Annotated in this window: 19 protein-coding genes; 6 read left to right on the forward strand and 13 right to left on the reverse strand. The window is 70.4% G+C overall.

Translation table 11 applies throughout. From position 1 onward, the window contains the following. Positions 1-44 precede the first annotated feature (44 nt). Positions 45-536, reverse strand: coding sequence for a MarR family transcriptional regulator (locus tag VSH64_RS45070; RefSeq protein WP_326568847.1), 492 nt, complete (start codon positions 534-536; stop codon positions 45-47). A 106-nt stretch (positions 537-642) separates the two neighbouring features. Here VSH64_RS45070 and VSH64_RS45075 point away from each other — a divergent pair, with 106 nt between their 5' ends. Together VSH64_RS45075 and ligA are read left to right on the forward strand one after the other, a co-directional pair. After that, complete coding sequence (locus tag VSH64_RS45075) at positions 643-1,086, forward strand: nitroreductase family deazaflavin-dependent oxidoreductase (RefSeq protein WP_326568848.1); 444 nt, start codon at positions 643-645, stop codon at positions 1,084-1,086. Between the two features lie 82 nt (positions 1,087-1,168). Next, positions 1,169-3,160 carry an NAD-dependent DNA ligase LigA gene (ligA, locus tag VSH64_RS45080; protein ID WP_326568849.1) on the forward strand — a complete coding sequence of 664 codons (1,992 nt, stop codon included), beginning with the start codon at positions 1,169-1,171 and terminating at the stop codon, positions 3,158-3,160. Between the two features lie 76 nt (positions 3,161-3,236). Here ligA and VSH64_RS45085 read toward each other — a convergent pair whose 3' ends face one another. Continuing rightward, positions 3,237-4,280, reverse strand: a complete 1,044-nt coding sequence (locus tag VSH64_RS45085) for a hypothetical protein (protein WP_326568850.1) — start codon at positions 4,278-4,280, stop codon at positions 3,237-3,239. A 98-nt stretch (positions 4,281-4,378) separates the two neighbouring features. Here VSH64_RS45085 and VSH64_RS45090 point away from each other — a divergent pair, with 98 nt between their 5' ends. Together VSH64_RS45090 and VSH64_RS45095 are read left to right on the forward strand one after the other, a co-directional pair. Continuing rightward, on the forward strand, positions 4,379-5,002 hold the full coding sequence (locus VSH64_RS45090) for a maleylpyruvate isomerase family mycothiol-dependent enzyme (protein WP_326568851.1): 624 nt from the start codon (positions 4,379-4,381) through the stop codon (positions 5,000-5,002). A 227-nt stretch (positions 5,003-5,229) separates the two neighbouring features. Further along, a complete protein-coding gene (locus VSH64_RS45095) occupies positions 5,230-6,129 on the forward strand; it encodes a MarR family winged helix-turn-helix transcriptional regulator (protein WP_326568852.1) in 900 nt (299 codons plus the stop codon). Here VSH64_RS45095 and VSH64_RS45100 read toward each other — a convergent pair. Further along, positions 6,065-6,964: a LysR family transcriptional regulator gene (locus VSH64_RS45100; protein WP_326568853.1), complete on the reverse strand. Its 900-nt coding sequence runs from the start codon at positions 6,962-6,964 to the stop codon at positions 6,065-6,067. The two genes, VSH64_RS45095 and VSH64_RS45100, sit on opposite strands and share 65 nt — an antisense overlap. 95 nt (positions 6,965-7,059) lie before the next feature. Between VSH64_RS45100 and VSH64_RS45105 the strand changes: the two genes are divergently transcribed. Further along, entirely contained in the window at positions 7,060-7,803 is a 744-nt protein-coding gene (locus VSH64_RS45105) for a GNAT family N-acetyltransferase (protein WP_326568854.1), read from the forward strand. Positions 7,804-7,952: 149 nt separating this feature from the next. Here VSH64_RS45105 and VSH64_RS45110 read toward each other — a convergent pair whose 3' ends face one another. The 4 genes from VSH64_RS45110 to VSH64_RS45125 all read right to left on the reverse strand — a co-directional run bounded on the left by VSH64_RS45110 (position 7,953) and on the right by VSH64_RS45125 (position 11,313). Next, positions 7,953-9,305 (reverse strand): amidase, encoded by a 1,353-nt coding sequence (locus VSH64_RS45110; RefSeq protein WP_326568855.1) that lies wholly within the window; start codon positions 9,303-9,305, stop codon positions 7,953-7,955. 111 nt (positions 9,306-9,416) lie between these two features. Beyond that, a complete protein-coding gene (locus VSH64_RS45115; RefSeq protein WP_326568856.1) occupies positions 9,417-10,346 on the reverse strand; it encodes an NADP-dependent oxidoreductase in 930 nt (309 codons plus the stop codon). Then, positions 10,343-10,828 carry a pyridoxamine 5'-phosphate oxidase family protein gene (locus tag VSH64_RS45120; RefSeq protein WP_326568857.1) on the reverse strand — a complete coding sequence of 162 codons (486 nt, stop codon included), beginning with the start codon at positions 10,826-10,828 and terminating at the stop codon, positions 10,343-10,345. The genes VSH64_RS45115 and VSH64_RS45120 overlap by 4 nt, the downstream gene beginning before the upstream one ends. A gap of 2 nt (positions 10,829-10,830) precedes the next feature. Continuing rightward, on the reverse strand, positions 10,831-11,313 hold the full coding sequence (locus tag VSH64_RS45125; protein WP_326568858.1) for a hypothetical protein: 483 nt from the start codon (positions 11,311-11,313) through the stop codon (positions 10,831-10,833). A gap of 97 nt (positions 11,314-11,410) precedes the next feature. Here VSH64_RS45125 and VSH64_RS45130 point away from each other — a divergent pair, with 97 nt between their 5' ends. Further along, positions 11,411-12,313, forward strand: a complete 903-nt coding sequence (locus VSH64_RS45130; RefSeq protein ID WP_326568859.1) for a LysR family transcriptional regulator — start codon at positions 11,411-11,413, stop codon at positions 12,311-12,313. 27 nt (positions 12,314-12,340) lie between these two features. Here the strand turns inward: VSH64_RS45130 and VSH64_RS45135 are convergent, their stop codons facing one another. The 6 genes from VSH64_RS45135 to VSH64_RS45160 form a co-directional block, all read right to left on the reverse strand. After that, on the reverse strand, positions 12,341-12,976 hold the full coding sequence (locus tag VSH64_RS45135) for a DUF5134 domain-containing protein (RefSeq protein ID WP_326568860.1): 636 nt from the start codon (positions 12,974-12,976) through the stop codon (positions 12,341-12,343). Continuing rightward, a complete protein-coding gene (locus VSH64_RS45140; RefSeq protein ID WP_326568861.1) occupies positions 12,977-13,885 on the reverse strand; it encodes an alpha/beta hydrolase in 909 nt (302 codons plus the stop codon). A gap of 85 nt (positions 13,886-13,970) precedes the next feature. Continuing rightward, positions 13,971-14,381, reverse strand: a complete 411-nt coding sequence (locus VSH64_RS45145; RefSeq protein WP_326568862.1) for a cupin domain-containing protein — start codon at positions 14,379-14,381, stop codon at positions 13,971-13,973. Between the two features lie 28 nt (positions 14,382-14,409). Next, a complete protein-coding gene (locus VSH64_RS45150) occupies positions 14,410-15,114 on the reverse strand; it encodes a MoaF N-terminal domain-containing protein (protein WP_326568863.1) in 705 nt (234 codons plus the stop codon). Between the two features lie 20 nt (positions 15,115-15,134). Then, on the reverse strand, positions 15,135-16,316 hold the full coding sequence (locus VSH64_RS45155) for a cytochrome P450 (RefSeq protein ID WP_326568864.1): 1,182 nt from the start codon (positions 16,314-16,316) through the stop codon (positions 15,135-15,137). Positions 16,317-16,456: 140 nt separating this feature from the next. After that, positions 16,457-17,455, reverse strand: coding sequence for a PDR/VanB family oxidoreductase (locus VSH64_RS45160; protein ID WP_326568865.1), 999 nt, complete (start codon positions 17,453-17,455; stop codon positions 16,457-16,459). Between the last annotated feature and the right edge of the window lie 230 nt (positions 17,456-17,685).

The following is a 17,685-nucleotide window of genomic DNA, read 5'->3' on the forward strand; positions in this document are numbered from 1 at the left end:
CACAGTGGGCATTTCGAGGTTGACCACGAGCAACGGCTTCCGGCTCACCCCTTCGCGAGTTCCTCGGCCGAATCCCCACCCGCCGTCGACGTCCGGCGCAGAAAATCCGTGATCACTTCCAATTCCGCATCGGTGTAGCGGTCGCACAGCTCGTCCATGCGGGAGTTCATACCGGCGAAGACCTCGAACAGCTCGGCGTTGCGTTCGCGCACCGCGCGCAGCGTCACGGCGCGGCGGTCGGAGGATTCGGGGTCACGTTCGCGCACGAGCCAGCCGGCCTTCTGCAGCCGGTCGAGGATGCCGGTGAGCGTGGCGGGGTGCAGGCCGGCGCGCCGGGCCAGCTCGGTGGGCGACAGCGGTCCGTGGCGGTTCACCAGGTCCAGGCACGTCCAGTCGACGTCCCGCAGCTCCACGCGGCTGCCGAAGCGCCGGTTGAGCAGCGCGAGCTGGATGTTCAGGTCGCGGACCGCGTCCTTGACCGCGGTCGTCAGCTGCCGGCGCCGGCGCGCGGTGGCGCGGTCGGGGGCTGGGCTCATGCCGCTGTCTCCTCGTTCGTCCGGAAACCCGATGGTAGCGAGGCCCGCATAATATACGTAACAGATATTATATGAGTCTCGTAGAACTTGAGGTACGCTCGGCGACATGAGCGCAGACAGCTATCGCCGGATGACCAACACCATCAACAAGATCATCGTGGGCCTGCAGCGCCGGGGGATCGCGTTCGGGCCGATGCAGCTGCTCACCGTGAAGGGCCGCCGCACCGGGCAGCCGCGCACCTTCCCGATCGCCGTGAACGAGCTCGACGGCGGCCGCTACATCTTCCAGGCGTTCCCGAAAGCGGCCTGGGTCGTGAACGCGCGGGCCGCCGACACGGTCACGCTCACGAGAGGCCGCAAGACGCGCACCGCGCGGCTGGTGGAGGTGCCCGTGGAGGACCGGCGGCCGCTGCTGCGGGAGCTGGTGGCCACGAGTCCAGCGAGCGTGGGCAAGCGGTTCGTGACCACGGGGCTGGCCGGGGCGGCGTCGCCGGACGCGGTGGCCGACTCGGCCGAGCGGATCGCGGTGTTCCGCGTGGAGCCGGCCTGACCCTCCGGGGTGGTCTGTCCGATGAGGACGGGCCGCCCCGGTGGCTCCCGTTTTGTCGGTGACCCCGGGTAGCGTCCTCGACGTGAAGGCTCGAGAGCGGATTCAGGAACTCGCCGACCAGGTCGTGGTGCTGCGCGACGCCTACTACCGGGGCTCCCCGGTGGTGGCCGACGCGGAGTACGACGTGGTCGAGGACGAGTTGCGGGGGTTGATCGAAGCCAACCCCGAGCTGGCACCGGACCCCAACCCGCTGGAGCAGGTGGGGGCGCCGGCGGTGCTCCACGCGCCGATCCGGCATTCGCGGCCGATGCTGTCGCTGGAGAAGGCGACGCGGCCCGAGCAGGTGGCGGCGTTCTTCGACCGCTTCCCGGGGCAGCCGGTGGTGGTGATGCCGAAGCTCGACGGCCTGTCGCTGGCGCTGGTCTACGAGCAGGGCCGGCTGGCCCGCGCGATCACCCGCGGTGACGGCACCACGGGCGACGACGTCACCGTGCTGGTGCGCGCGCTCACCGACGGCGTGCCGGAGCGCGTCGACGCACCGGGGCGCGTGGAGGTGCGTGGTGAGGCCGTGATGCTGCGGTCCACGTTCGCGGCCTACAACGTCGCGCACCCGGACAAGCCACTGATCAACCCGCGCAACGCCGCGGCCGGCACCCTGCGCGCGAAGGACCCGGCCACGGTCGCCGAGCGTCGGCTGCGGTTCTTCGCCTTCGACCTGGACACCGAGCCGGACAGCGCCGACACCGACCTCGATCGCGCGTTGCAGACGCTCGGGTTCACCGCCGCCGACATGCGGCGCTGCACCGACGCCGAGGCCGCGCAGGCCGTGATCACCACGATCGAGCAGCAGCGCAACGACCTCGACTACGACCTCGACGGCGCGGTGCTGCGCCTGGCCGACCGCGCCGCCTACGCGGCGGCGGGCACGCGGTCGAGCTCACCGCGCGGCGCGCTCGCGTTCAAGTTCGCCGCCGAGGAGAAGACCACGGTGCTGGCCGACGTGGTGTGGGACGTCGGCAAGACCGGCAAGATCGCGCCGGTCGCGTGGCTGGAGCCGGTGTTCGTGGGCGGCACCACGGTCACGCGCGCGACCCTGGCCAACCAGGAGGTGATCCGCGCGCGGGGCATCAAGATCGGCGACACGGTGCTGGTGCGCCGAGCCGGCGACGTGATCCCGTTCGTGGCCGGGGTGCTCGACGCGTCGAAGCGCACCGGCGCCGAGCGCGACATCGTGCCGCCCACCACGTGCCCGTCGTGCGAGCAGCCGCTCACCGAGCAGGGCAACAGCCGGGAACTGTTCTGTACCAACGTCGCCTGCCCCGCCCAGACCGTCCGGCGGCTCATCCACTGGGCCTCCCGCGCGGCCGCGGACATCGACGCCATCGGTGGCGTCTGGATCGAACGGCTCGCGGAGATGGGGATCCTCGAGCACCCGTCGGACTTCTACCGCCTCACCAAGGAGCGGCTGCTGGAGTTCGACCGCATCGGTGAGGTCTCGGCCACGCGCATGATCGAATCGATCGACGCCAGCCGCCGCGTGGGGTTGCGGCGGGCGCTGATCGGGCTCGCCATCCCGATGGCCTCGGAGGGCACGGCCGCCCGGCTGTGCCGCGCGGGGTTCCCCTCGCTGGAAGCGGTCGTCGAGGCGGGCGTCGACGGTCTGGTGGCGGTGGAGGACATCGGCCCGAAGGTCGCCGCGTCGCTCATCGAACACCTCACCCGCCTGCAGCCCGAACTCGAACGGCTGCGCGAGCGCGGCGTTTCCCTCGACGTGCTGGAGGAAGACCTGCCTCCCGTTGTCGCCGCGGGTGCGCCCCTGGCGGGCAAGACCGTGGTGATCACCGGTGGCATCAACGACCCGCGCTCCGGCGAAAAGGTGCCCCGCCCCACCTTCCAACGGCTGTGCGAACAGGCCGGCGCCACCACCGCGTCGTCGGTGTCGGCCAGCACCGACTTCCTCATCACCGGCGCCGACGTCGGCGCGAGCAAACTCACCAAGGCGGAGAAACTCGGTGTCGAAGTCGTCGACCAAGGCGTGATCTGGCAACAACTCATCGACGCCGGCGTCGTCTGACCCGCGACCCGGCCGCGCCGCACGCGTACCCCGAGAACTCGTGCGGTGCGGTCGAATCGTCGGCTGGGAGAACCGGCTAGTCGTTGCAGTTGTCGCCGGTGGGCACGGGCTTGGCGGGGTCGAAGCGTCCCGGTTCGGGGGAGAGGGAGGCGGCGGTGTAGTCCTCGCTGGTGAACGCGGGCGCGAGCAGGTGGTCCTTCCGGCACGCGATGCCGGTCAGGTAGCGGTTCATCTGTTCGACCCACAGACCACGGCTTCCCGATCGCCAGCTCGAGCCACTGCGCACCACGTAGTCGGCCTCCACGCGGACGAAGGGTTCGAGGTCGCCGGGGCCGTAGATCACGCGGGTGCCGGGGTCGAAGGCGTAGGCCACCACGTAGGACGTGTGGAGCACCAGCTCGCCGGCCTTGCGCGGCTTCGCGGTCATCGTGCCGGTCATCCGGGGCGGCACGGGCAGCAGGTGGAGGCCGTCGGCCAGGTAGGTCACGTACCCGCCGGGGTCGGTCTGCACGTTGCCCTTGTCGTCGGGGGCGAGCAGGGCGACGTACTTGTCCGGGTGGTGGCCGTCCAAAGTGTCCGGATCGAACTGCGCGGCGGTGATCGCCTGCTTCACCTGGTCCTCGGCCTGCTTCACCTGCGCCGCCGAGAACGCGCCGACCTTCGTGGCCGGCGCGACGGTGAGGCCGGCGATGCCCGCGGTCCAGTTCTGCGCCGGTGTGTTGTCGAACGGCCGCGTGAGGTCCACGTGCGCGTAGTCCGGCAGGTCGGTGGGTGCGGTCGTGGTGGTCGCGACCGAAGTGGACACGGCGGCCACCGCATCGGGCCCGGCCTCGCCCGTCGACTGCTCGACGCCCGATCGGCCCCACAGGTAGAGCCCGACTCCCGCGCCGGCCACGACCACGACCACGACGGCCGACATCGTCACCCACTTGCGCCGGTGCGCGCGGCGGCGGTCCTGCCGGAAGCCGACCCAGGCCTCCTTTTCGGCGTGCCGCTGCCAATCCGGGTCCATCAGGTCCGGGTGGTTCTCGATGCCGTCTTCGTCCACTGTGCGCCCATCCCGGATTCCGTTGACCTGACGAGGAATCATCGGCACCAGGAGCCGGTCGTTACGGGGCACGGGCGAACACGAGGTCACAAATTGGCACAGCGCACCGAAAACGGTGAACCGGTCGCGCACGCCCCGGTTTTGTCGGACCGAGCCGCTAGGGTCACCCCGTGAGCGATTTGCCCGAGATTCAGCAGCGCGAGCTGGCCGCGCTCGTGGCCGACCTGAGTGCCCTCGAGCCGGCGCAGTGGCGGGCCGCCACGCTGTGCGCCGACTGGGACGTCGAAGAAGTCGTCGCGCACCTCGGCGGCGCCGCGGCTACGAGCCGGCCCGCCTGGTTCCGCAGCATGTTCGCCGCGCATTTCGACGCGAGCCTCCACAACCGCCGCCGCCTCGAAGACTTCCGCGGCTCCACCCCGCAGGAAACGCTCGAACGGTTCCGCCACACCGGACCCATCGACTCGCCGATCAAGCCCTCCCCAGCCGGTCTCGGCGAGATCATCGTGCACTCCGAGGACATCCGCCGGCCCCTGGGTCTGCACCACGCGCCCGACCCCGCGGGGCTCCTCGAGGTGGCGAAGTTCTTCGTGGCGAAGAACTTCGCCGTCAACAGCAAAACCCTCGCCAAGGGCCTCACCCTCCACGCGACCGACGCCGACTTCCACGAGGGCGTCGGCCCCGAAGTTCGCGGCCCGCTGCTGTCGCTGGTCATGGCCATCGCCGGCCGCGCCACGTTCTTGCCGGACCTGAGCGGCGACGGCGTCGCCGAGCTGACCACGCGCCTGGCCGTCTGAATCCGGTTGCTTTCCGACCGGAACTTCGTTTCCTCGGAAGGAAAGTAACCAGGTTCAGGCCCGCGTCTCCGAGTTTCCTGGCTCCCGTGGTCTCCATGGGCCGGCCTGAGGTCCACAGAGGACCAATGGCCCCAGCCTGTCGGCGGAGACGGGAACGGCGAGGACGTCGGACCCGCTCGATCGGCCCGAGCTTGCCACCGCCGCTATTCTCTGACTAAGGTCAGAGAATGAACGACCAGATCCAGGCCATCCGGCGCTTCAACCGGGTGGTCACCCAACGGGTCGGCGCACTGGAGGACGAGTACCTCTCCCGCGAGCGTTCCCTGGGCCTCTCCCGGCTGCTCTGGGAAATCGGCCCCGACGGCGCCGAAGTGCGGCTTCTGCGCGCCCGCCTGGGGTTGGACTCCGGGCACGTCAGCCGGCAGCTCCGGGCGCTCGAGCAGCAGGGCCTGGTGACCACCGACCCCGGCGACAAGGACGGCCGGGTGCGCACCGCGCGGCTCACCGAGCAGGGCCGCGCCGAACGGGACGTGCTCGATCGGGCCTCCGACGAGCTCGCCGAGTCCATGCTGGGCCCGTTGACCGACAAGCAGCGCGAACGCCTCCTCTCGGCGATGGCCGACGTCGAGAAGCTGGTCGTCGCGTCGCTCGTGCGGGTCGAGGTGATGGATCCGCGCAGCCAGGACGCGCGGTACTGCCTGCGGTCCTACTTCGAGGAGCTCGGCCGGCGCTTCGACGCCGGTTTCGACCCCGCGCAGAGCATCTCGGCCGGCGACAGCGAGATGACCTTGCCCGAAGGACTCCTCCTCGTCGCCACGCTGCAGGGCTCGCCGGTGGGTTGCGGCGCGCTCAAGCTCCACGCCGAAACCGGCATCGCGGAGATCAAGCGGATGTGGGTCTCGCACACCGTCCGCGGGCTGGGCCTCGGCCGGCGGCTGCTCGACCAGCTGGCCGAAGAGGCGGCACAACGCGGTACGCACACGCTGCGTCTCGAGACCAACAAGGCCCTCGTCGAAGCCCGGCGGCTCTACGAAACCGCCGGCTTCACCGAGGTCGACGCGTTCAACGACGAGTCCTACGCCCACCACTGGTTCCAGCGAGATCTGCCGCGAGATCCCGCAGCGTGACCACGCTCGGGTGCCACGGCCGCGTCGTCGGGCCGGTGAGCACCAGGCGGCGTTCGAGCCGCGGCCGCAGCGGCACCAGCGTGAGCGCGTCGGGCAGCATGGCGGCGGCCAGCGACGGCAGGATCGCCACGCCGAGGCCGGCTTCCACCATGGACAGCACCGTCGCCAGCTCCCGGATGTGCCGCGCGGGCCGGTAGGGCACGCCGGCCGTCGCGTGCAGGTGCTCCAGCGGGGCGACGAAGCCGGAGGTGGTCACGAGCAGCGGGTCGTCCAGCAGGTCGGCCAGGTCGACCTGAGGTTCGCCCGCCAGCGGGTGGTCGGTGCGCACCACGGCCTCGTACGCGTCGGTCGCCACGTGCAGGCCGCCCACGGGAAACGGGTCCGGGTCGATCAGGAACGACGCGTCCACGGTGCCGGATTCCAGCCACTGCGCGATTTCGTCGTCGACGGCCTCGAACACGGTGATCTCGACCTGGGGGAGCCGCTCGTGCCACAGCCGCAGCAGGCCGGGCAGCAGACCGCGCGCGACGGTCGGCGGCACGGACAGGCTGATCGTCGCGGTGGCGGCCGTGCCGGCGTAGGTCGTGGCCGCGGCGTCGAAGCCGCGAGCGGCGGTGAGCGTGGCGCGCGCGTGGGGCAGCAGGAGCTCGCCGAGCGGCGTGAGACGCACGGGCGTGGCGCGCCGGACGACCTCGCCGTGCACCGCGGTTTCCAGTGCGGCCAGCGAATGCGACACCGACGACTGGCCCAGCCCGAGCGCGGTGGCGGCGGCGCCGAACCCGCCGTGCTCGGCGACGGCCGCGAACACGGCCAGCTGCCGCAGCGTCACAGCCATCGAATCTCCCGATCGGCGGATGAAAACAATCGATTTGCTTCATCTTAGCGCCGTTCAGCACACTGGAAACCAGCCGAAGCCCGGGAGTACTGGCCATGACCACGATTTCGCCGCAGACCCAGGACCCGTCGATGCTCACCAACGTCGTGTTCGAGGCACTGCGCACCCGCCACGCGCACCTGGCCGAGCGTGAGGGTGGCGCGCTGCGGTACCTCGACGCGGTGGCGCCGTTCGCGGCCGTGCCGGCCCAACCGTCCGAACAGGACTGGCGCGACCTCGCCACGCTGGCGCACCGCACGGGCGGCGCCGCACTGCACCGTGAGCCGGGCGCGCTGCCGGCGGGCTGGGCGGCCGAACACGACCTCGAACCGCACCGCATGACCGTGCTGCAGTTCTCCGGCGCCGGGTTCGCCGCGGCCGACGACGCCGAGGTGCGCGAGCTCACGCCGGCCGACGTGCCCGCCATGCGTGCGCTCGCCGACCTCACGAAACCCGGCCCGTTTCGCGAACGCACCATCGAGTTCGGCGGCTACCTCGGTCTGTGGCGCGACGGCGTGCTGGCCGCCATGGCCGGCCGGCGTTTTTCCGCGCCGCCGGGCTGGACCGAGATCAGCGCGGTGTGCACGGACCCGGCCTTCCGCGGACAGGGCCTGGCCACCCGCCTGATGCGCGCTGTCGCCGCGCGCATCCGAGCCGACGGCGACGAGGTGTTCCTGCACGTCATCGCCACCAACACCGGCGCGATCGCGCTCTACGAACGCCTCGGCTTCACCCGCCTGGCGACCGTCGAGGTCACCGTGCTCACGCCGTCGGGCACCGACGGCGGCTTCCTGCACTGACGCGGGCTCGAGGACCGGCTGTCCCAGCGCTCATCCCGCCGGCCAGGTCGAACGTCCGCGCGTCAGCCCATCACCCGCGGCCCGAGCGCAGACGGTGCGCACCGGGCTACCGGCGCCGGGAAAACGAACACCGACGCCGGTTCCCGAACTCATCCCACCAAATCGGGCCGCCCCAACGCCTCGCCCGCGATCCAGGTCACGACCTCGAACAGCTCCGCGTCCCGGTCGGTGCGCCCCATCACCTGCAGCCCGAGCGGCAGACCTTCATCGGTCAGCACCGGGATGCTCACCGCGGGACAACCGAGCAGCGACGCGGTCACGTTCATCGCGACGTTGCCCGTGGACTCCAGCCCGACCGGCGCCGCACCGCAGGCAGCGAGCGTGATCACCGCGTCGTAGTTCGCGGCAGCGCTCTCGTAGGTCGAACGCGCCGCGGCGCGCCGGGTCAGCAACTCGGCGTACTCCTGCCGGGTCATGGCCTCGGCGGTCTTCAGTCGATCGCGCGCGTCGAGGCTGAGCTGGCCGGCGTCGATGTCGGAGTAGGTGTTGACCGGCCAGCGGCCCTCCCACGCGACGATCGCCACGGTCAGCGCGTGGGCGTCGGCCACCGCGGTTTCGACGGCCTCGAGCGCGGGGTCCTCCGCCCGGCCGACGACCTCCACGCCCTGGTCGCGCAGCTGCTGCTTCACCGCGTCGAACGCCTGGCGCGCGCCTTCGGAGGTGAAGCTCCACCCGCCCGTCTCCAGCACGGCGAGCTTCACCGGCTTGGTGCGCCGGCTGAAGTCCACGTCACCGGCCAGCCCCGGGTACCCCGGATCGCCGCCGGCGCGGTCCGCGATCGCGCGCAGCACCGTCCACGTGTCGGCCAGCGTCGCGCCGATCGAGCCCTGGCAGCTCTGGCTGTAGTGGTCGTGCGAGCCGCTGCGGTTCACGGCCCCGACGCTCGGCTTGAACCCCACGGCCCCGCAGAAACTCGCCGGCCGCAGCGTCGACCCGAGCAGCTGCGTCGCCAGCCCCACCGGCACCATCCCGGCGCCGACGGCCGCCGCCGTGCCGCTCGACGAGCCGCCGGGCGTCCGCGCTGGATCGTGCGGGTTCTTGGTGTCGTGCCAAGGGTGTTTCGAGGCGAACTCGGTCGTGGTCGTTTTGCCCAGAATGACCGCACCCGCCTCGCGCAACGCGTGCACGCTCGCGGAATCCCGCTTCCAGTCGGTGCCCTCCCACATCGGGGAGCCTTGCCCCGTGGGCATGTCCGCGGTCTCGATGATGTCCTTGATCGCCACCGGCATCCCATCGATCGCCGACAGCTGCTCGCCGGCGGCCCACCGCTTGGCCGATTCGTCCGCCGCGCGCCGCGCTCCTTCGCTGTTCACCACCACGAAGGCCTTCAGCTCGCCGTCGAGCTCGGCGATGCGCTTCAGCGTCTCTTCGAGGTAGTCACGCGGGCTGACCTCGCCGGACCGCAGCTGTTCCTGGTTCGAGACGTAACCCCGCAGCGTCACGCCGGCACCCCCGCGATCTCGACGTTCTTTTCCTGCCGGCGCACCATCGGATTCGAAAGCATGCCCACATCCTGCGCTACGGAAGGAGAAGACGCCACGATCGCGCGGAAATCACTGACTGGTCACCACGATCGCCGTGCCGTGGGTGCCGCGGCGCACGTGGGCGAGCGCGGCGGCCGCTTGATCGAGGGAGTACCGCGCGCCGACCTCGAGCGGCAAGGTGCCCGCGGCGAGCAATCCGAGGAGCCGCGCCAGCCGAGGTCCGTCGGGCGCGACGTACACCTCCACGGGCGTGATGCCGCGCGTCGCGGCGGGCGGGTCGGACGTGATGGTGGCCAGGCGGCCGCCGTCGCGCAGCGTGGTGAGGACGAGCTCGGCCTGGCCCGGCACGGCGTTCACCGCGCAGTCGACGCCCAGCTCCCGCGCGGTGTCCGGCCAGGAGGTGTCCGAATAGGACAGCACCTGCGCGGCTCCCAGCGCGGTCAGGGTTTCGACCCCGGCCGGGCCGCCGGTGGCGATCACGCGGGCACCGTAGTGCGCGCCCAGCGCCACCAGCAGCCGGCCGGTCACGCCGCCGGCGCCGTGGACGAGCAGGGTCTCCCCGGCCCGCACGTCCACGGCGTCGCGCAGCGTCTGGTCGGCCGTGAGCGCCGGCACCGCGAAAGCCGCGGCCGCGTCGAAACGCAGCTCTTCCGGCACCACGGCGACCTCGGCGGCGCCGACCAGGAACCGCTCGGCCCACGCACCCTGCGTGCGCAGCGGCGCCGAGTGCACGCTCACGCGGTCACCCACAGCGACCTCGCGCACCGCGCTGCCCACCGCCGTCACGACCCCGGCCGCCTCCACGCCGAGCACCATCGGCGGCCGGACGCCCAGGTCCCACTCGCCGTTTCGGGCGATGTCGTCCCAATTGCCGACCCCGGCCGCGCGCACCTCCACGAGCACCTCGTCCGGACCCGGACCGCGCGGCGCGTCGAGTTCGAGCGGCCCGACGTCGCCGCCGAAGCGGCTGATGCCGGCGGCCCGCATGGTGTCCGTCATGCGAGGTTCCTTTCGGCCTGGGTGATGCCGATCGCGCTGTAGCGAGCTTTCCACGCGGGTATCAGCTCTTCTTCCGTTGCCTCGCCGAAGGTGTACGCGGGGGAGAGGACCGGGCGGATCTCGTCGACGTGGATCACCACGGCGTGGTGGAACGGGTAACCCGGGCCGTTGGCGGCGAGCAGCCAGTCGGCGAGCCAGGTGTGCACGGCGTCGCCCGGGTCGCGCACCTCGGCGGTGCCGCGGAAGCGGTAGCCGCGTCGGCGGACGACGTCGATGGAGTTGACCTCGACACGCGGGTCGCGGCGCAGGTTCGCCACGGTGCCGGGTGAGGCCATGTCCATGAACGCGAGGTGCTCGTCGTCGTACACCCGCACAGATCCCTTGGGTGACAGGTTCGGTGCGCCGTCGGGGCGCACGGTGGCCACATAGGACAGCATCGCGTCCTCGACGATCCGGCGCATGTCTTCGGTGATCAGGGCCATGGTTACCTCGTTTCGAGCGAGGGGGCGAGCAGCCGGTCGACGCTGAGGGCGAAGGTGCGCACGGGCGACAGCGCCAGCAGCAGCGCCGCGGCGCCCGCGCCGAACACCGACGCGCTCAACGGCGCCTCCCAGCCGACGAACAGCGCCATCGACAGCGCGAACACCAGGAGTAACCCCGCCGCCGCCCACGCCGACCAGCGCACCGCGACGCCGGAGAGCAACGTGAGGCCCAGCCCGAGCTCCGCGATGGTCGCGGCCCATGCGGCCACGTCAAGCAGTCCGTCGGGCAGGTAGGGCGCGAGCTGGTGCGTGTACGCGGTGTAGGCCGCGAAGCCGCCCCACGTGACCGAGCCGGTGTGCGCGTCACCCCACCAGCCGAAGCGGTCCGCCACCGCGGACAGGAACCCGGCCGCCAGCGCCAGCCGGGCGACCACCGTCGCGACCGGCCACACCCGGTCCTGCTCGACCTTGGGTGACACCACCATCTGCCCTCCCCTGAGTGCGTGTGAACAAGATCAACGCTACGACCGGCCACGCCGCCGGGGGAAAGACCGATCGCCGGGGATTCAGTAGCGTGGGGTTATGGATCTCGAGGCCCGGCACCTGCGGTACGTCGTCGCGTTGGCCGAGACGCTGCACTTCTCCCGCGCCGCCGAGCGCCTCCACATGTCGCAGCCGGCGCTGTCCGCGCGGATCAAGGCGATCGAAAAGCACCTCGGCGTGCCGCTCTTCCAGCGCACCACCCGCTCCGTGACCTGCACCGACGCGGGCCACCGCTTCGTCGACCACGCTCGCGAAATCCTCCGCCTCCTCGGCGACGCCGAACGCGAAGCCCGCGATTCCGCGCTCGGCCGCGTGGTGCCGATCGGCTTCTACGGCGTCGCCGCCGGTGACCTCACGGCCGCCATCATCGACCGCTTCCGCGACCACAACCCGGGCGTCGAGATCGAGCTGAAACGCCACGGCTGGGAAGACCCGTCCGCGGGCCTGCACGACCGCAAGGTGCCGCTGGCGTTCGTGCGCCCGCCCTTCCACACCCGGGGCTTGCGCATGCTCACGCTGCTCTCCGAAGCCCGCGTCGTTGGCCTGCCGTCCTCCCATCCGCTGGCCCACCGCGACACCGTGGACGTCACGGAACTCCTCACGGACCCCATCGCGGTCCGGCGCACCCCCGACGAGCTCTGGTCCGCCTTCTGGTCCGCCGGCGACCTCCTCGCCTCCGTCCCGGCGCCCCGCCTCTTCGAAGTCCGCGACGTCGACGAGGAACTCCAAGCGGTAGCACTGGGCCGTGCCATCACCTTCACCACCACGGCGGCGCAGGAGTACTTCCCGCGCCCGGGCGTGACGTACGTACCGTTGACGGGTTTGCCCCCGAGCCCGATCGCCCTGGCCTGGCACGCGAACGAAACGGACCCGGCCTGCCACGCCTTCGTTGATGCGGCGCGGTATGTGCTGGCGCAGCAACGGAAGAAGAAGAGAAAGTGAACCTCGTCATCGAGGACTGACCGCGCGCTACAGCACCACGGCGAACATGATCGCCATCCCCGCCGCCATGGCCGTCTGTGCCGCGGCACCAAGGTGTTCGCGGACGGACGGCACCGGTGAAGCTCGGCGCCGGACGAACAACGACGTCGACCACCACGCCACCGCCACCGCGAAAAAGATGGTGCACAACCAGTTCAGCCCGGCAGTGACCAGCCCCGGCGAAGCATCCACAGTGGACATCCCCGGCATCGACATCCCCGGCATCGACATCGCACCGTGCTCACCACCGGCGACACCAAGGCCACCGGCACCACCGCGCGGCACCGCGAACACACCACCGGCCATCGACGCATACATCCACGCCGTCGCCAGCATCGTCAACGCGTAGTAGAGATTGGTCTCCCGTCGCACCCGCTGGCCCAGCGTCAACGCCACGAACCACAAAGTCGCCAGCGCGAACACCACCAACGGCACCGCCGTCGGCAGCTCCGCACCCCGCGGCCAAGCCAGCACCGCCATCGCCACGGCCATCAGCCCGTGCAGCAGACCGCCGACGACCGCGGGCCACGAAAGCCGGCCGACGAAAACCCGGTACCCGCATTCGCCGGCGCCGAGCAGGAACAGCGCCGTGACCAGCCAGCGCACCACCGGATCCGCGATCATTCAGGCGATCGCACGCTTGACGTGGGCCGTGATCACCTCGTACATGCGGCGGATCACGTCGGTCTTGTCGGTCATGATGTCGTAGCCGTGGTCGACGTCGCGGACCTCGATGTACTCGGCGAGCGCGCCCGCGGCCGACAGCTTGTCCGCGTACCGGCGGGCCTCGGCGCGCAGCCGGTCGAACTCCGCGGTGATCACCAACGCCGGCGCGATGCCCGCGATGTCGTCGGCGTTCGTGCCCCAGGCCGGCGACACGAAGCGGTGGCGACGCTGCGCGCGCTCCGGCACGTAGGCCGTGTCGAAGACCTCGCACAGCCACGGTTGCAGCACGGCCTTCGAACCCAGCGGTGAGGGCTTCCGCGACGGAGGCGTCGCGATGTCGAGCGGCGGGTAGTGCAGGATCTGCAACGAAATCGCGGGCCCCTTGTCCTCCAGCGCCATCCGCGAAACGGCCGCCGACAGGTTACCGCCCGCGCTCTGTCCGCCGACGCACAACCTCGAGCCGTCCCAGTCGCGCTCCTGCTGCGACGCCCACTGAACCACGTCGTAATACTGTTCGACCGGAGTCGGAAACCGCGTGGCCGGGGCCAAGGCGTAGTCCGTGTTGATCACCACGACTCCGGCGTGGGCGGCGAGGAAGCGGCACCAGGCGTCATCCTGTTCTCGGTTGCCCACCACGAAACCGCCGCCGTGCGCGTTCACGTAGACGCCGGGCGTGCCGGTGGGTGCGGGCGGGTGGTAGAGCGTCGCGGCCACGGCACCGTGGCGCGTGTCGATGCTGATTTCGGTGGTGCGCACGGTGATCTCGGGGAAGCGCGGTTCGCTCTCCGGGTGGATCGCCGCGTTGATCTTGGCCGCGAACCTGCGGGCGACGATGTCGGCCACCGGCCGTACCGACAGTACTGACATGAGTCCTCGTTTCGATTCGCACGGCGGGGGTTTCGGGGTGGAACAACGGCGTCGGTGCCGGCCGGCACCGACGCCGCGGCGGGGCTCAGCCCTGGTGCTGACGCGCGCTCGGGTGGCGCAGGTGATCGCGGGCCACGATCTCCTCCGGCTCGAGCATGGTGATCATTTCGACGCCCGGCGCGCAGATGCACACCGCGACGAACCGGCTCCACGCGTTCGGGTCCGGGTTGGACACCTGGTAGTGCACGACGTCACCGCCGGGCTCCCAGAACGCCTCGCCCGCCACGATTTCGCGCGGCTCCTCACCTTCCAGCTCGAAGAAGATCTTGCCCTCGGTCACGTAGCCGAAGACCGGACCGGAGTGGCGGTGCGGCGCGAGACCCGGGTCGGCCGGCGGGAGTTCCACGAGCTGCGTCATGGCGTGCGAACCGTCGGGGATCGCCGGCGGGGCGGCGGTGAGCAGGTCGGTGACCTTGACGTTTCCCTTGGCCAACATGGCTTGTGTGTCCTTTCGTTGTGGTGGTTCAGTTCTCGCCCAGCAGTTCACCTGCGGCACCGAAGGTGAGCTGGGTCGGTCCTTCGTCCAGTCCGAACACGGCCCCGTACGATCGCAGCGCCGCGGAGTCGCGGTGATCGATGACGGAGACCGATGCGGACGGAGCTGATTTCTCCCGCGCCGCGAAGACCGAGATCCCCGGGCGCAGTTGATAAGTCGTGCAGTGGTCGGTGGCGCCGGCCGAACACCGCCATGTGTAGGAACCGGCCGAGTGGTAGTCGTGCTCGCACCGGTGCGCACCCGAGGTCCAGCGCACCCGGCGGCCCACGAGCGCCGTGGAGTGCGCCGGCTGCGGCCCCAGCGTCGCGAAGCCCTCGATGCGTCCCGGCAGGAATGCCTGCTGCACCTGGGTTTCCTCGATCCGGCTCACCACCGCGAGGCTGCGGCCGTGGGTGAAGTCGAGCACCAGGCTCACGGCCGCGTTCGGCACGGCTTCACGGTGGTGGAACTGCGTGTACACCAGGCCTTCCGCGACGTCGAACGCCTCGTAGTCGTCGCGACCGGAGATCACCGGGTGCGGGTCGTCGCCGGCAGGCTCGTAACTCCAGTCGACGGTGGTGTCGGCGAAGCGGTGGGCCACCCGGCTGCCGTGGGAGTTCGTGAACACGATCTCGCGGCCGGCCACACTGGTCGACGGGGCGGCTTTCACCCCGTCGGCGAAATGGAGAGGCACTTTTTCTCCGATCGTCGGCGTCAGGAAAACACGGGGTTCTTCGTCACGTCCCAGCTCACGTGCAGCGCCTCCGGACCCCGGAACGACGTGTTCGGCACGTAGTGGAACTCCTGCTCGTCGAGCGTCATGTGCGGCACGCGCCGCGTGAGCTCTTCGAGGTAGATCACCATCTCGAGCCGCGCCAGGTGGTTGCCGAGGCACATGTGCGTGCCGGCGCCGAACGCGATGTGCGCCTTGGCATCGCGTTCGATGTCGAAGCGCTCGGGCTCGTCGAACACGGCGTCGTCCTGGTTCGCCGACGCGATCACCATGAGGATCTTCCCGCCGGCGGGAATCGTCACGTCGCCCACCTGCACGTCTTCCTTCGCGACCCGGCGCCACGCGGCCACGGAAGGGTTGAGCCGCAAGCATTCCTCGACCGCGCCGGGGATCAGCGCCGGGTTCGCGCACAGGCGATCCCACTGTTCGCGGTTGCGCATCAGGGTCATGACCGCGTTCGCCGTGGCGTTCGTGGTGGTTTCGTGCGCCGCCATCGCGCCGCCCATCACGTTCGTCTGCAACCACGTGTCGGAGATGACGTCCGGGTTCTCACGCTGCATCTTGATCGCGTGGCCGAGCCAGCCCGGCGGATCGTCGAGTTCCTTGAGCTTCGCGATCACGCGCTCACCCATGGCCCAGAACTGGCCCAGTCCGTCGGCGGCGCGCACCTGCTCCTCGGGAGTCGGGCGGCCCCACACGAACTCGGTCATGGACATCGCCAGCTTGCGCACGGTGTCCACGTCCTCTTCGGGAATCCCCAGGAACTGCAGCGCGACCAGGCACGGGATGTCCCAGAGCATGTCGGCGACGAGATCGGCGTGACCCTGGTCGATGAACCGGTCGATGTACTTGTTCGTGGTGTCGCGGATGTAGGGCGCCAACGGGTCGATCCGGTCGGGCATGAACGCCGGGGCGTTGAGGCGACGGTACTTCCGGTGGTCGGGCGGGTCGGAGTCCGCGAGCACGGGGCAGGGCGCGAAATCGTACTTGCCGAGCTGCGCGCCGGCCTCCTCCGACGGCGGGGTGACCGGCGTGAGCGTGATGGCCGCGGAGAACCGGTTGAACTGGCTGAAGACCGATTTCACGTCCTCGTGCCGCGTGACGACCCAGTAGTCCGAGTCGTCGTTGTAGAACACCGGCTGGCTCTCGCGTGCCCACGCCAATGAGGCTCCCGGGTTCTCCTGGTATTCCCGGTCGAAGAACGAGAAACCGGCGGCGGTGTGGGCGACGGGACACCCGGTCACCGATTCGGTTGTGCTGGCAGCGCCATCCATGGACATTGATCCCTCTCTTCGACGGCTGATCAGAGGTCGAGCGTGAGTTTGGGGCAGGCGGCTCTGCTGATGCAGATCATCAGCGTGCTGTTCTCTTCCCGCTCGGCCGGGCTGAGCACCGAATCGCGGTGGTCGGCCCGGCCGGAAACAATGGTGGTCTCGCACGTTCCGCACGTGCCTTCCGAGCACGAAAACGGCGCGAGCACGCCGACCGCACGCGCGGCTTCGAGAATGGACTCGTCCGGCCCCACGGAAATGGTGACGCCGCTGCGTGCGAACTCGACCTCGAAGTTGTCGCGCACCGGTGCGTCGGTCTGCTCCTTGGGGGTGAAGCGCTCCACGTGGATCTGGTCGAGGATGCCGAGCTCCGCGGCCAGCGCTTCCACCGCGCACAGCAGACCTTCGGGCCCGCACACGTACACCGCGGTACCGGGTGTCACGTCGGTGAGCAGCCCGGCGAGATCGATGCGGCCGTGCGTGTCCTCGGGAACGAGGGTCACGCCGTCGCCGTGAGTCTGGTGCAGCTCGACGGCATAGGCCATGTTGCCCCGGCTGCGGCCACCGTAGGTCAAGGACCACTCGGCGCCGGCCTGGTCCACCGACTCGATCATCGGGAGGATGGGCGTGATGCCGATCCCGCCGGCGATGAACAGGTACCGCGGCGCGTCCACGAGGCGGAAGTTGTTGCGGGGCCCGCGAACGGCGATGCGTTCGCCTTCGCTCAGCTCCTGGTGCACATGGGCGGAGCCGCCCCGGCCGTCGGGCTGGTGCAGCACGCTCACTTGCCACGACCGGGTGTCGGCGGGTTTGCCGCACAACGAGTACTGCCGGACGAGGTCCGGTCCGAGCACGAGGTCGATGTGGGAACCGGGCGTCCACGCGGGGAGGTCGCGGCCGTCGGCGGGCACGAGGGTGAGCTGGGTGATGGTGTCGGTGATCGACGTCTTCGCCTTGATCTCCACCGCGAGGTCCGCGTCGGCCCCGTGCCCGGTGTCCACGCGCTGACCGGCTTCGGGATGCGATGCCATGGGGACTCCTTCGGATTTCGCCGGATGCCGGGACGTGGTGCACCGACCCAAGTCGGCGACTCGTCGGCCGTCGCCCGCCGGCGGTCTAGGTAATCTGGGTCACTGTGCGGGCGGGCACATGGGGGAGATCACGGGGTGGGGTACGGAAGCTACGGATGCCCGTACCGGAGAACGCCCGGAAGCGGGCACGATTCAGTGCCGCTGAGCTGCGGAGTCCGTTACCGCAACGG

Origin of the sequence: Amycolatopsis rhabdoformis (assembly GCF_035918295.1) — a bacterium.
GTDB lineage: Bacteria > Actinomycetota > Actinomycetes > Mycobacteriales > Pseudonocardiaceae > Amycolatopsis > Amycolatopsis rhabdoformis.